13 protein-coding genes and 1 tRNA gene are annotated in these 13842 nt (G+C 67.0%); 11 read left to right on the forward strand and 3 right to left on the reverse strand.

The features are described 5' to 3' along the window. Positions 1-50 precede the first annotated feature (50 nt). Positions 51-1262: a cell division protein PerM gene (locus H9634_RS12795; RefSeq protein WP_191727140.1), complete on the forward strand. Its 1212-nt coding sequence runs from the start codon at positions 51-53 to the stop codon at positions 1260-1262. A 40-nt stretch (positions 1263-1302) separates the two neighbouring features. Here the strand turns inward: H9634_RS12795 and H9634_RS12800 are convergent, their stop codons facing one another. After that, positions 1303-1755, reverse strand: a complete 453-nt coding sequence (locus H9634_RS12800; RefSeq protein WP_175294304.1) for a hypothetical protein — start codon at positions 1753-1755, stop codon at positions 1303-1305. 28 nt (positions 1756-1783) lie between these two features. On the opposite strand from H9634_RS12800, the gene purN reads away from it, so the two are divergent. The 4 genes from purN to H9634_RS12820 all read left to right on the forward strand — a co-directional run bounded on the left by purN (position 1784) and on the right by H9634_RS12820 (position 4790). After that, positions 1784-2410, forward strand: coding sequence for a phosphoribosylglycinamide formyltransferase (purN, locus tag H9634_RS12805; protein ID WP_318245114.1), 627 nt, complete (start codon positions 1784-1786; stop codon positions 2408-2410). A 78-nt stretch (positions 2411-2488) separates the two neighbouring features. Further along, positions 2489-4036, forward strand: coding sequence for a bifunctional phosphoribosylaminoimidazolecarboxamide formyltransferase/IMP cyclohydrolase (gene purH, locus H9634_RS12810; RefSeq protein ID WP_191727143.1), 1548 nt, complete (start codon positions 2489-2491; stop codon positions 4034-4036). Positions 4037-4217: 181 nt separating this feature from the next. After that, on the forward strand, positions 4218-4451 hold the full coding sequence (locus tag H9634_RS12815; RefSeq protein ID WP_225210940.1) for a hypothetical protein: 234 nt from the start codon (positions 4218-4220) through the stop codon (positions 4449-4451). Positions 4452-4607: 156 nt separating this feature from the next. Beyond that, complete coding sequence (locus H9634_RS12820) at positions 4608-4790, forward strand: antitoxin (protein ID WP_191727145.1); 183 nt, start codon at positions 4608-4610, stop codon at positions 4788-4790. Positions 4791-4932: 142 nt separating this feature from the next. Here H9634_RS12820 and pcrA read toward each other — a convergent pair whose 3' ends face one another. Continuing rightward, complete coding sequence (gene pcrA, locus H9634_RS12825) at positions 4933-7413, reverse strand: DNA helicase PcrA (RefSeq protein WP_191727147.1); 2481 nt, start codon at positions 7411-7413, stop codon at positions 4933-4935. Between the two features lie 126 nt (positions 7414-7539). Then, positions 7540-7941: a hypothetical protein gene (locus tag H9634_RS12830; RefSeq protein WP_191727149.1), complete on the reverse strand. Its 402-nt coding sequence runs from the start codon at positions 7939-7941 to the stop codon at positions 7540-7542. 75 nt (positions 7942-8016) lie between these two features. Between H9634_RS12830 and H9634_RS12835 the strand changes: the two genes are divergently transcribed. The 6 genes from H9634_RS12835 to H9634_RS12860 all read left to right on the forward strand — a co-directional run bounded on the left by H9634_RS12835 (position 8017) and on the right by H9634_RS12860 (position 13829). Then, positions 8017-8088, forward strand: a tRNA-Gln gene (locus tag H9634_RS12835). A 38-nt stretch (positions 8089-8126) separates the two neighbouring features. Then, the gene (gene glmU / locus H9634_RS12840) at positions 8127-9584 is read left to right on the forward strand and encodes a bifunctional UDP-N-acetylglucosamine diphosphorylase/glucosamine-1-phosphate N-acetyltransferase GlmU (RefSeq protein WP_191727150.1); all 1458 of its coding nucleotides are present in this window, start codon (positions 8127-8129) and stop codon (positions 9582-9584) included. Further along, positions 9584-10558, forward strand: coding sequence for a ribose-phosphate diphosphokinase (locus tag H9634_RS12845; RefSeq protein WP_102163142.1), 975 nt, complete (start codon positions 9584-9586; stop codon positions 10556-10558). Before glmU ends, H9634_RS12845 begins: the two co-directional genes overlap by 1 nt. A gap of 278 nt (positions 10559-10836) precedes the next feature. Next, positions 10837-11514: a 50S ribosomal protein L25/general stress protein Ctc gene (locus H9634_RS12850; protein WP_191727152.1), complete on the forward strand. Its 678-nt coding sequence runs from the start codon at positions 10837-10839 to the stop codon at positions 11512-11514. 225 nt (positions 11515-11739) lie between these two features. Beyond that, entirely contained in the window at positions 11740-12333 is a 594-nt protein-coding gene (pth, locus tag H9634_RS12855; protein ID WP_191727154.1) for an aminoacyl-tRNA hydrolase, read from the forward strand. A gap of 584 nt (positions 12334-12917) precedes the next feature. Continuing rightward, positions 12918-13829, forward strand: a complete 912-nt coding sequence (locus tag H9634_RS12860) for a LysR family transcriptional regulator (RefSeq protein WP_191727156.1) — start codon at positions 12918-12920, stop codon at positions 13827-13829. Positions 13830-13842: the final 13 nt, after the last annotated feature.

A 13842-nucleotide genomic window follows, 5' to 3' on the forward strand; every position in this document is an offset into this window, starting at 1 on the left:
GGTGTGTCGGTATTCCGTGTCCGGCGGCCACGTCGGGCACCATAGGGGAAGTGAGCTCCCCACCTGACAGCAGCGGCCGCGGGTCCCGGCATCTCGGACGCCACCCAGCGGTCATCGGCGTGCTCGAAGCCGTGCGGATCCTCCTCGTGCTCATCACCATCGCGTTCGTGCTCGCAGCGATCGCCTGGTTCATCGGCATCGCCGAACAGTGTCCGCTCGCCGCGATCCCCGGCTGGGCGTTCACCGGCCTGGCTGCCGCCACCGGGCTGAGCGTCAGGCCCGGTGAGGCGCTCATGAGCTTCCCGCCCAGTCTGCTGTGCCTTATCGTCTGGCTGCTGCTGCGCAATTCCGCCTCCCGCACCGCCACCGCGCTCGACGCCAATGCGCGCCTGCAGCACGCCGGCCAGCTCACCGCCCACCGCGCTCCGCGCACCAGCGCCTACCTGTCGATCGCCGGAGCGTTCCTGCTCATCGCCGTCGGGCTCGGCTTCGCACTCGGGGCCGCGACGCCGAGCCTCATCGGCTTCACCCGCGTCGCACTGCTCAGCGGCACCGCGATCGTGTTCGGCGCCGGACTGTACCCGCAGGCAGCCGCCGCGGACTCCCGCCTGTCCGCCAGACTCGGCCAGCAGTGGACCGCAGCCTTGGAGGACGCACACCGCGTGAGCGTGCGCGCCGGCTGGTGGCTGGCCGGGCTGGCAGCACTCAGCGTCGCCGTCGGACTCGCCGTCGAGTTCGAGGAGGTCAAAGACGTCGTCGACCTCTACAGCGCCCCGGTCGTGGCCGCCATCGGACTGTCGGCGGTGCAGCTGCTCTACCTGCCCGGCATCCTCGCCGTCGCCCTCGCCTGGCTCAGCGGTGCCGGCGTGAACCTGTCTGCAGCCGAGACCGCCTCGGCGTTCTCAGCAGCCGATGGGCCGCGCCCGGCGGTGCCGCTGCTGGCGATCATCCCGGAGGACCCGCCGGCCTTCCTGGCCGCGGCACCAGTACTGCTCTTCATCATCGGCGTGCTGCTCGTGACGCTGCGCCGCAGCTGGCAGCACGTCGACCTGCCGGTCATCGCCGTCGCCTCAGCGCAGCTGCTCGTGCTCATGTGGATGTGGGGGCTGTTCTCCACCGGTGGGCTCGGGCCCGGCGGCCTGGAGGTCTTCGGAGTGCCGGCGCTGCTGTTCCCGCTCATCACCGGCGGACTCGTCATCGCCGGTCTGTGGGCCGGCTATGGGCTCATCCTCGCCGCCCGCCGGGCGCAGCCGCAGGACTGAGACGGCACACAGGGCAGGCAGACTCAGCAGCGGTCACTGATCAGCCGGCGCCGAGGTCCTCGAGCATCTTCGTCAGCTGCGAGCGGTGCTCGGTCTGGCATTCGACTGCGGCCTGCTCCGTCAGCGCGGAGGCGACACAGTCCTCGTAGGCCTTCTGCTGCGGGTACAGCACCGCCATGCCGATCGCCTGCAGGATCATCCAGCCGGCCGCCAGCGCCCCGAGCACACCCATGACGATCCAGCCGCCGGCCTGCTTCGAGCGCACCCCGGCGATGAAGTAGCGCACCGCCCACACGAGGGCAGCGATCGCGAAGACGCCGGAGAACAGCTTCGCCGGCAGCGGATACAGCGAGGCCAGCAGCGCAGCGCCGAGCAGCAGCGTGAAGATCATTCCCTCACGGTTGCGCTTCATCACCAGCTCCTCATCGCCGCTGGGCTTCTCGGCAGAGGGTCGCTGGTCGTTCTGGCTGGGCTTGTGCTCGATCGGACTCACCGCAACAGTCTGACATACAATGACAGCCGTGCGCCTCGTAACCCTCGCCTCCGGATCCGGGTCCCTGACCCAGGCTGTCATCGACGCCTTCACCACCGCCGCACCCGCCGCCGATGTCACGCTCGCTGCGGTCGGCTCCGATCGGCCCGACGCCCCAGTCCTCGACCGTGCCCGAGGCGCCGGTCTCGACACCTTCGTCGTCGCCCCGAGCGACTTCGCCTCCCGTGACGAATGGAACCGGGCACTGGCCGAGGCGGTGGCCGACTATCAGCCCGACTGGGTCGTCTCGGCTGGGTTCATGCGCATCCTCGGGCCCGACTTCATCTCGCGATTCCCACAGCGCATCATCAACACCCACCCGGCCCTGCTGCCGTCCTTCCCCGGCGCGCACGGAGTCCGCGATGCGCTCGCCTACGGCGTCAAGGTCACCGGCTCGACGATCCACCTCGTCGATGAAGGCGTCGACACCGGCCCGATCATCGCCCAGCAGCCGGTCCTCGTCGAAGCCGATGACACCGAGGACACCCTGCATGAGCGCATCCGGCAGGTCGAGCGCCGCCTGCTCGTCGACGTCCTCACACACCTGGCCAGTGGGGATCTGCACGTGGCAGGCCGTCGCGTCACCGGATTCTCCGGCCGCGATAGCATCGACTGAACCAGCTCACCTCTCATCACCTGTCCGACTCCGTCATCACCTGTCCGCCTCCGCCCATTCCGTCCGAAGGAGCCTGCTGTGGAAGCTCACCGTCCGATCCGCCGCGCACTCATCAGCGTCTACGACAAGACCGGCCTGACCGACCTGGCCCGCGGGCTCGCCGAGGCCGGGGTGTCGATCGTCTCGACCGGCTCGACGGCCAAGCAGATCGCTGCGGCGGGAATCGACGTCACCCCGGTCGAGGACGTCACCGGATTCCCCGAATGCCTCGAAGGCCGCGTCAAGACCCTGCACCCGAAGGTGCACGCCGGGATCCTCGCCGATTCCCGCAAGGACGACCATCGCGCACAGCTGGCTGAGCTCGGCATCGACGCCTTCGACCTCGTCGTCGTCAACCTCTACCCGTTCACCGACACCGTCGCCTCAGGTGCGGACTTCGACGCCTGCGTAGAGCAGATCGACATCGGCGGCCCGGCCATGGTCCGCGCGGCGGCGAAGAACCACCCGAGTGTCGCGATCGTCACCGACCCCGCCCGGTACGGCGATGTCGTCACCGCTGCGCAGACTGGCGGCTTCGACCTGACCTCCCGGCGCCGGCTCGCAGCCGAGGCCTTCGCCCACACCGCCTCCTACGACGCCGCAGTCGCCGGCTGGCTGGCCGGACAACTCACCGACGGCGAGGAGCCCGGCGACATCTTCGGCATCACCGCGAGCAAGAAGCACGGGCTGCGCTACGGCGAGAACCCGCACCAGGCCGCTGCCGTCTACCAGACCGCAGCCGGCGGCGGCATCGCCGGGGCCCAGCAGCTCGGCGGCAAGGAGATGTCGTACAACAACTACCAGGACACCGACGCCGCGATTAGGGCCGCCTACGACTTCGACGCACCTGCGGTGGCGATCATCAAGCACGCCAACCCGTGCGGCATCGCCACTGCGGCTGATATCGCCGAGGCCCACTGCAAGGCCCACGCCTGCGACTCGGTGTCGGCCTACGGTGGGGTGATCGCCGCTAACCGCGAGGTCACCGTCGAGATGGCCGAATCCGTCAAGCCGATCTTCACCGAGGTGCTCGCAGCCCCCTCGTTCGCCCCCGAGGCGCTGGAGATCCTCAGGACGAAGAAGAACCTGCGCCTGCTCGAACTCGGCGACTGGAAGCCCGATGCCCAGGAGTTCCGCCAGATCTCCGGTGGTGTGCTCATCCAGGACCGCGACAGCTTCCAGGCCGACGGCGACGACCCGTCAAACTGGACCCTGGCCGCTGGGCAGGCCGTCGACGAGGCGACGCTGCGCGATCTCGCCTTCGCGTGGCGGGCCTGCCGGGCGGTGAAGTCCAATGCGATCCTGCTCGCCGCCGACGGGGCCTCCGTCGGAGTCGGCATGGGCCAGGTCAACCGGGTCGACTCCGCGCAGCTGGCCGTCCAGCGCGCAGGCGACCGGGTCGCGGGATCGGTGGCCGCCTCGGATGCGTTCTTCCCGTTCGCCGACGGGCTCGAAGTGCTGACCCGCGCCGGTGTCACCGCGATCGTGCAGCCGGGCGGATCGATCCGCGATGAGGAGGTCATCGCAGCCGCCGAGCAGGCCGGAGTGACGATGTACTTCACGGGAACCCGCCATTTCTTCCACTGAACCCCGACACGCCGCGTCCCGGCGGCCGGCCGACCGAGCGCCGGCTGCTGGGCCGACGGCAGCTGGGCAGCCGCCGCGCCATCAGCGCCGGCCCCTGCCGCGCGGGCGCGGACGCAACTGGTTCTCCAAACGCTGGATCTACTGGAAGCGCCGCTACTCCAACCCCACCCGCCGCGACTGGGTGCTGCTGGCCAGCCTCATCTGGATCTTCCTGTCAGCAGCCGTTGCGCTGCTGAGCTTCCGGCTGGGCGGATTGACCTTGGCCGCCGGCCTGTTCCTGCTGGCGGGCCTGCGGATGCTGCCCGGCCCACTCGGGGAGATGTGGGTCAACCGGCCGCGCCGGGCCGACGTCATCACCATCCTCATCCTCGCCGGTGCACTCGCCGGGCTCAGCCTCGTCGTCCCCGGCCACTGAACCACCGCCGCGGCCAGGCACCGGCGGCTGCGTGAAGACGGCGTGAACACCGCGTTTCCACTCGCGCGGAAGTCTTTACAGCCGGACGCTGACCTGCAAACGTGGAATCCACAGCCGGTCACCTGACCGGAACGCGATGTTGAGAAGGAGTTTGACATGGGACTCGGAGACCTCGGCAACAAGGCGAAGGACGCCATGAACTCGGACAAGGGCGAGCAGGCCACTGACAAGGGCCTCGACCAGGCGACGCAGAAGGCCTCGGACGCCTCCGGCGGAAAGTTCGACGACCAGATCAACAAGGGCCGCGATGCCGCAGACGGCAAGCTCGGCAACGAGTGACGTCTTTCTGACCGACACGCAGACCACGGGCTGACACACAGGCCCCAGGCTGACATTCAGGCCACAGACTGACACGCAGGCCCAGCACCGCACGGTGCTGGGCCTGCGTCGTGCTCACCGCGCCCGAGGCGGTTCGGATCCGTCAGAGCTTCTCGACCGGGGCATAGCGCATGAGCAGCCGTTTGGTGCCCAGCGACTTGAAGTCGACGACGGCGACGGTCTTGTCACCGCTGCCCTTGACCTCGATGACGGTGCCGAGGCCGAAGGAGTCATGCGAGACCCGGTCGCCGGCAGCGACCTGGACGACCTCGCGGTTGGGCCGGATGCGGTTGGGGAACCCGGTGCCCGGTGACTTCGACGCCGCACGCGACGACGAGCTGCGCCCGGCCGCCGAACTGGAGCGGAACGAACTCGACCCGCCGGTGAACCCGCCGCCGTAGGAGCCGCCGGTGAACCCGCCGCCGTACGAACTGCCGAAACCGCCGGCACCATGACCACCGGAGGCAGCGGTGAGGGCCTCAGCTGACAGGGTGCCGGTGCTCTCCCACTCGATGAGCGAGGCGGGGATTTCGGTGAGGAACCGGCTGGGCGGGTTGTACTGCGGCTGCCCCCACATGCTGCGGGTCTCCGCACGGGTGAGGATGAGCCGCTTCTGCGCACGCGTCAGCCCGACATAGGCCAGCCGGCGCTCCTCGGACATCTCTGACGGATCGTTGAAGGAGCGCTGGTGCGGGAAGCTGCCGTCCTCCATGCCGGTGAGGAACACGGTCGGAAACTCCAGGCCTTTGGCCGTGTGCAGGGTCATGAGCGTGACCTCCCCGGACTCCTCATCCGGGATCTCGTCGGCATCCGAGGACAGCGACACGAGCTCGAGGAAGTCATCGAGTGTCGCCCCCTCACCGCGGGCATCGAAGGCCTCGGCGACGGCGACGAGTTCGGCGAGGTTGTCCACCCGCGACTCGTCCTGCGGATCCGTGCTGGCCTGCAGCTCGGCCAGGTACCCGGTCTGCTCGAGCACCGATTCGAGCACGCGGGCGACCTGCGCGCCCTCCGCCGTCGACTGCAGGTCTGCGAAAAGCGCCCGGAACTTCTCCAGCGGGCCCTTCGCCCGGCTGGAGAGCCCCGGCACCTCGTCCGCGCGTTCGAGCGCCTCGAAGAAGGTCACCCGCTCGCGTTCGGCGAACGCACCGAGCATCGCGACCGTCCGGTCGCCGATCGAGCGCTTGGGCACGTTGATGATGCGGCGCAGGTTGACGTCATCAGCCGGGTTCGCGAGCACCCGCAGGTAGGCAAGAGCGTCCTTGATCTCCTTGCGCTCATAGAACCGGGTGCCGCCGACGACCCGGTAGGGCATGCCGGCGCGCACAAGCGCATCCTCGATCGCACGGGACTGGGCGTTCGTGCGGTAGAACACCGCACAGTCGCCGTAGACGGTGTCGCCTTGGTCGATGAGCTCATCGATCCGGTCGACGATGAACTGCGCTTCCGCCTGCTCGTTCTCCGCCACCCAGCCGACGACCGGCGCACCGTCACCGGCAGCCGTCCACAGCCGCTTGTCCTTGCGGCCCTCATTGTTGGCGATGACCGCATTCGCGGCAGAGAGGATGTTCTGCGTCGACCGGTAGTTCTGCTCCAGCAGGATCGTGCGCGCCTGCGGGAAGTCGTTCTCGAACTCGACGATGTTGCGCACCGTCGCCCCGCGGAAGGCGTAGATCGACTGATCGGCATCGCCGACGACGGTCAGCTCCGCCGAGAGCTGATCGGCATCAGCCCCGGCCAATGCTCGGATGAGCGCATACTGGGCCGGGTTCGTGTCCTGATACTCATCGACGAGGATGTGCCGGAACCGGCTGCGGTAGTAGGCGGCGACGTCGGCGAAGGCGCCGAGCAGATGCACCGTCTCCATGATGAGGTCGTCGAAGTCGAACGCATTGGCCAGCCGCAGCCGCTCAGCGTACCGGCGGTACACCTCGGCGACTGCCTGATCGGCCGGATTGTCCATCCGCGCCTGCCCGGCATAGTCTTCAGCGGTGATGAGGTCGTTCTTCAGCGCCGAGATCCGGTGCTGCAGCGACTTGGGGGTGAAGCGCTTGACATCGACATCGGCCTCACGGGCGACCTGCGTGATGAGCCGCAGCGAATCCTGCGCATCGTAGACGGCGAAGTTCGACTTCATGCCCAGCGTCTTCGCCTCCCGCCGCAGGATCCGCACACACGCCGAATGGAACGTCGACACCCACATGCCGCGCGCCTGCGGGCCGATGAGCGCGCCGATGCGCTCCTGCATCTCCTTGGCGGCCTTGTTCGTGAACGTGATCGCCAGCACCTGACCGGGATGAGCGCGCCCGGTGCGCAGCGCATAGGCGATCCGGCGGGTGAGCACCGTCGTCTTGCCCGAACCGGCACCGGCGACGATGAGCAGCGGCGACCCGGCATGGGTGACCGCAGCAGACTGTTCGGGATTGAGCCCATCGAGCAGCTCGGCCGGGTCACCGGCGCCGAGGCGGTGGGCGCCTGTCGCCCCCGTCTCACCTGCCGCCTCGGGCACGGGCATCTCCGGCAGCGCAGCGTGCGGCGGAGGAGAATCCGGGGCAGTGTTGAGGAACTCGAAGAGTGAAGACATGGTCTTAGCAATCTACCAACCGGGCCAGACACGGCCAAGGTGCCGACCGCCTCGGGCGCGGGGGAGAAGACGACGATGCCGGCACCCCGTGGCGGGGCGCCGGCATCTCCTTGAGCGGCAGTCGGCTCAGACGTTGACGAACACGGCGACGAGCACAGCCAGCAGGGCGAGTGCGAACGTCGCGTGGGCGAGGCCGGCGCTGGGCTCCGGGCCGGTCGCAGCGGCCGGTTCGCCGGCACCTGCGGTAGCGTGGGCGCGCTTCTGCTTGCGGTTGCCGATGAACGCGGTGACGGCCACGGCGATCGCGAGCAGCGCCTTGATGCCGACCTTCATGTGGAAGGCGGCAGACGGGTCACCGGCCATCTCGATGACGCCGACGAGCCCGATGCCGGTGATGAGCTGGAGGTAGGCGGCGTGCAGCATGCCGGGCATGACATGGGGCCGGCGGATCGTGGCGAAATAGCCGCCGATGATGATCGCCATGCCGAGCAGGTGCAGGAACAGGAGAATATCGCGAAGAATTTCCATAGGCTTCATTCTAGTGGCAAGATTGTGCCCGAGTAATCGCGGCCCCGGGGTCTGCGGGCGGCCGGGACTGCATGATCCGCCCTGGTGTAATGGCAGCACGCCGGCCTTTGGAGCCGTGCAGTATAGGTTCGAATCCTATGGGCGGAGCGCGTCGACGATCCGGCCACCCGGATGAAGGAGTGAACATGACCGTCAACCGCCCCGCAGCCGTCATCGTGCTGGCCGCCGGCGAAGGCACGAGAATGAAATCCGCCACACCGAAGGTCATGCATCCGATCGGTGGGCGGTCGCTGCTCCACCATGCGATCAATGCCGCCGCCGGTGCCCAGCCCCAGCATCTCGTCGTCGTCCTCCGGCACGCCCGCGAGCAGGTCGCCGAGCATGTCTCGGCCATCGCCGAGGCGATCGACCGGCAGGTGCTCGTCGCCGACCAGGACGACATCCCCGGCACCGGACGCGCCGCCGAATGCGCGCTCACCCAGCTGCCCGAGGACCTCACCGGCACTGTCGTCGTCACCTACGGCGACGTGCCGCTGCTGACCGCTGAGACGCTTTCGGATCTCGTCGGCTTCCACGAGCAGCGCTCCGGCGCGGTCACCGTGCTCTCCGCGGAGGTCGCCCGCCCGCACGGCTACGGGCGCATCGTGCGCGACGCCGGCGGCAACCTCGAGCGCATCGTCGAGGAGAAGGACGCCAGCGACGAGGAGAAGCAGATCACGGAGATCAACTCCGGCATCTACGCCTTCGACGCGACCGTGCTGCGCGAATCCCTTGCCCAGGTCTCGACCGACAATGCCCAGGCGGAGAAGTACCTCACCGATGTCATCGGCATCGCCCGCGCCGCCGGTGGGGCTGTCGCCGCCCGGACGATCGAGGACTTCTGGCAGGTTGAGGGAGCCAACGACCGAGTGCAGCTCGCCCAGCTGGGCAAGGAGCTCAACAAGCGCGTCATCGAGAACTGGATGCGCGCCGGCGTCACCGTCGTCGACCCCGACACCACGTGGATCGATGCCGATGCGGTGCTCGCCGCCGACGCGACCATCCTGCCCGGTGTGCAGCTCTACGGGGCCTGCGACATCGCCTCGGGTGCGGTCATCGGACCCGACACGACGCTGACGGACACCGAAGTGCGCGCCGGCGCCCAGGTGGTGCGCACCCACGGCCAGCTGGCCGTCATCGGCGAGAACGCCAACGTCGGGCCCTTCGCCTACCTGCGCCCGGGCACCGAACTGGGCACCGAGGGCAAGATCGGCACCTTCGTCGAGACGAAGAACGCCAAGATCGGCACCGGCTCGAAGGTCCCGCACCTGTCCTATGTCGGCGATGCGACGATCGGGGAGTACACCAACATCGGCGCTGCCTCCGTGTTCGTCAACTACGACGGCATCAACAAGCACCACACCACCATCGGCTCCTACTGCCGCACCGGCTCGGACACGATGTTCGTCGCCCCCGTCACCGTAGGCGACGGCGCCTACTCGGGTGCGAGCACCGTGATCCGCAAGGATGTTCCGCCTGGGGCGCTGGCCATCACGGTCGCACCTCAGCGTAATGTTGAAGACTGGGTAGTGAAGAATCGTCCAGGTACGCCTGCCGCCCAGGCTGCCGAGGCTGCTCAGCAAACGCAGAAGGAGTCGGAGTAGTGAATAAGATTACGGCAGCCGGTGAGAAGGAGCTCGTCCTCGTCACCGGCCGGGCGAACATGGAGCTTGCCGAACAGGTCGCCGAATGTCTGGGCACTGAACTGCTGCCCACCGACATCTACAACTTCGCCAACGGTGAGATCTACGTCCGCTACTCCGAGTCGGTGCGCGGCTCGGACGTGTTCGTCATGCAGTCCCACTGCGCGCCGATCAACGACTGGCTGATGGAGCAGCTTCTCATGGTCGATGCGCTCAAGCGCGCCTCGGCCAAGCGCATCACCGTCATCGCCCCGTTCTTCCCCTACGCCCGCCAGGACAAGAAACACCGCGGCCGCGAGCCGATCTCCGCGCGTCTGGTCGCTGACATGTACAAGGCCGCCGGCGCCGATCGGCTCATCGCCGTCGACCTGCACACCGCGCAGATCCAGGGCTTCTTCGACGGACCGGTCGACCACCTCGTGGCCCTGCCGATCCTGGCCGACTACGTCAAGCAGAACCATCCCGGCGAACTGGCCGTCGTGTCCCCGGATGCCGGCCGCATCAAGGTCGCCGAGAACTGGTCCTCAGCTCTCGGCGGAGTGCCGCTGGCTTTCATCCACAAGACCCGCGACATCAACCGGCCCAACCAGACGAAGGCCAACCGCGTTGTCGGCGACGTCGAAGGACGCACCGCAGTGCTCGTCGATGACATGATCGACACCGGCGGCACCATCGTCCAGGCAGCCGATGCCTGCATGGAAGCCGGTGCGAAGGGCGTGGTCATCGTCTCGACCCATGCGGTGTTCTCCGGCCCGGCTGTCGAGCGGCTGAAGAACTCGTGCGCCTCCGAGGTCATCGTGACGAACACGCTGCCGCTGGAAGACTCGCAGAAGTTCGACAAGCTCACCGTGCTCTCGATCGCCCCGCTGCTCGCCCGCGCCGTGCACGAGGTGTTCGAAGACGGCTCGGTCACCAGCCTTTTCGAGATCGAATGAGCTTCGTCTGAGTCTCAGGCTTCCTGCGGCGTCCCGGCACCGGCCGGGGCGCCGCAGTCGTTTTGCCGCCGAGGTGCGCAGTCGTTTTGCCGCCGAGGCGCCAGGCGAGTATCCTTGATGAGTTACCTCGGCGAGGGAAACCCATGTTTCCGTGATCGACGCGGTTCTCGTAAGCCCCCTTCTCCGGCGCACAGCGCCACCGCCACCACCTCGGTGCCGGCCCGGGAGCGACCACGAGGCTCGTCCGCCGTGGTGCTCACACCACGAAGGAGAAGAAAATGGCTGACTTCAAGCTCATCGCAGAACGCCGCGAAGACTTCGGCAAGGGCGCTGCCCGGCGGCTCCGCCGCGCAGACAAGGTTCCCGCTGTCCTCTACGGCCACGGCGAGGACCCCATCCACCTGGCACTCGACGGCCACGCCACCATGATGGCGATGAAGATGCCCAACGCCCTGCTGGAGATCGAAAGCCCGGACGGTTCGAAGAACCGCCTGGCCATCGCCCGTGACATCCAGCGTCACCCGGTGACCTGGAACATCGAGCACCTCGACCTCATTATCGTCAAGCGCGGCGAGAAGATCGAGGTTGAGGTCCCGGTCGTCGTCGAGGGCGAAGCCGCGCCCGGCACCGTCGTCTCGGTCGACAACCAGGTCATCCGCCTGCTGGCCGAAGCCACCAGCCTGCCGGAGTCCGTCGAGGTCTCCATCGAAGGCCGCGAGGTCGGCGAGCACGTCTACGCCTCCGATGTCACCGTCCCGAAGGGCACCGAACTCGTTGACGATCCCGAGCTGCTCATCGTCAACATCTCCGCTGAACTCTCCGAAGAGCAGCTCGAGGCCGAACTCGAGTCCGATGCGGTGGATGAAGAGGTCGCTGCAGCCACCGGTGCTCCGGCTGAGGACGACGCCGAGGCCCAGGGCGGCGACGCCGAGGCTGAGGGCGACGACGAGGAGTGATCCTCTCACTCAGCTGAGATGCCGGGCAGAGCGCCGGCTCACCTCTGAGCATGCAGCGGCAGGTTCCCGTCCGGGGGCCTGCCGCTGCGGCATTCACCCCACCACCGCCTCGGGCCCGGTCAGGCACGACAGGTAAGCCTGATCTAAGCCACGCGAGGCTCACTCACTCGCTACCGTAGACATGACCGGCAGGATCGAGGCCGGCGATGACGAAGGAGGACGGCGATGGCCGATGAGACGTGGCTCGTCATGGGGCTGGGCAATCCCGGGGCGCGGTATGCCCCGACCCGGCACAACATCGGCCAGATGACCGTCGACGAACTCGCCGACCGGATGAGCCTCAACCTCACCAAGACCAAGCACGGCGCGCTCGCGGCGATGGGCCGGCTCGGCAGCATCGGCGGGAGGCCGGGACCGCGCGTGGTGCTGGCGAAGTCGCTCGGCTACATGAATGTCACCGGCGGGCCGACGCAGGCGCTGCTGAAGTTCTACTCAGTGCCCGCGGCCAACCTCATCGCCATCCACGACGACGTCGACCTCGACTTCGACGCCATCAAACTCAAACGTGGCGGGGGAGAAGGCGGGCACAACGGGCTGCGTTCGATCACCCAGGCACTCGGCACCAAGGACTACCTGCGGGTGCGTGCCGGGGTGGGCCGCCCGCCGGGCCGCATGGACACCGCATCGTTCGTGCTGCGGCCCTTCAGCACCGATGAGAAGAAGACTCTGCCGATGTTCATCAGCGATCTCGCCGATGCCGTCGAGATGCTCGTGACCGAAGGGCTGACGGAGACCCAGCAGAAGTACCACTCCCGCTGAAGGGCTGAGACTGCGCCTCAGGCCAAGGCCGCTGGGTAATGTGGGCCGCCGTGAAAGTTAGAAAAGTTGTTCATGGTTTCCGGCGCCACAACCATGAACAACCTTTCTGACCTTGGTCAGCTCTGCGTTTGGCTCAGCCCTAGCTCTTCTCATCAGTGATTTTGCTCAGCGTTAGCCCTGCTCAGCTGCAACGGGCTGCATGCTAGGGAGAAGCTTCACTCGGCAGTGGGCGGGTATGAGAACGCGGCCCTCAGTGCAATCGGCTTCACTATAGCGAAACAGCGGCGAGGCCACCTTAGAGGATATCCATTCCCGCTCACCGAATCCGATGGGCAGTAGGCGGGCTGCTGCTGTGCTTCCCTGGCAGCTGAAGAAGGGCCAGGTCGAGCTATGCGGCTGAAGAAGGGCCAGGTTGAGTTATGCGGCTGAAGAAGGGCCAGGTTGAGTTATGCGGCTGAAGAAGGGCCAGGTTGAGCTATGCGGGTGTTGTTGCCGGCTAGTGGAGTCGCTGGGAGGATGCCCCGGGTATGGGGTCGGAGCAGGGGACGCGCAGCTGACTCATCACGGCGGCGTATCCTGCTGATATGACCGACCTCAGCATCACCGATGATCGTGCGCTGACCTATTTTGCCGAAGTTGTCAGTGCCGGGTCGATCCGAGCTGCTGCCAGGCGCCTTTTCATCGGTCCTCCGGCTTTGAGCCGGACGATCGCCAGCCTGGAACAGCGCGTAGGTGAAGAGCTGCTGCATCGGCACGCCACTGGAGTGCGACCGACTCCGGCAGGCGAAGCACTGCTTCGGTACGTGCGGGCCCGGGAGGATTTGGACGCCACACTGGCAGATGAACTATCTGCCGCCCGCAACGAACTCTCAGGCAAAGTCCGAATCGCTGTAGGCGAAGGGTTCCTCACCGGTTTGATAGAGGAAGTCCTTCCCAGCGTTTTCGCTGAACATCCTGCCGTATCCGTCGAGGTGCTCAACGCCGGCACGAGTGATATTCGCCAGGCTGTGATTGATGCCGATGTCGACTACGGAATTGGCGCGCATGTGGTTCCGGATGCCGCGCTCAGCGTGATCGCTGAGAGCACGGACAGTCTTGCCGTCGCGGTCAGCCCCGATCACCCGCTTGCTGAAGTCTCGATGGTCACCTGCGCGATGCTAGCCGAGCATGCAGGTGCCTTCCTGCTTCCGGGTTTCGGTCTGCGCGCACTGACGGATGACTTACAACGTGATGAAGGTACAGCGTTTCGAGTACGGATGGAGACTGGGTCGGTGAACGCACTTGTTGCGTTTGCAGCTTCCGGCGCGGGCTACGTTCTGCTGCCGGGTTTCGTTACCCGTCCGTATGCCAACCTGGTTTCTCGCCCACTTTCGGCCGCGAGCGTCAGCCAGGTTACAGCGTCGTTGCTTGCTCAGGTTGGTCGGCCGGTGTCGCTTGCCGCAAGTGAATTGGAAGCGCGTCTAAGCCGTTACGTGCAGGATCTCAACGCCAATTAACATCTGCCGGACG

Origin of the sequence: Brevibacterium gallinarum, from assembly GCF_014836885.1 — a bacterium.
GTDB classification, from domain to species: Bacteria; Actinomycetota; Actinomycetes; order Actinomycetales; family Brevibacteriaceae; genus Brevibacterium; species Brevibacterium gallinarum.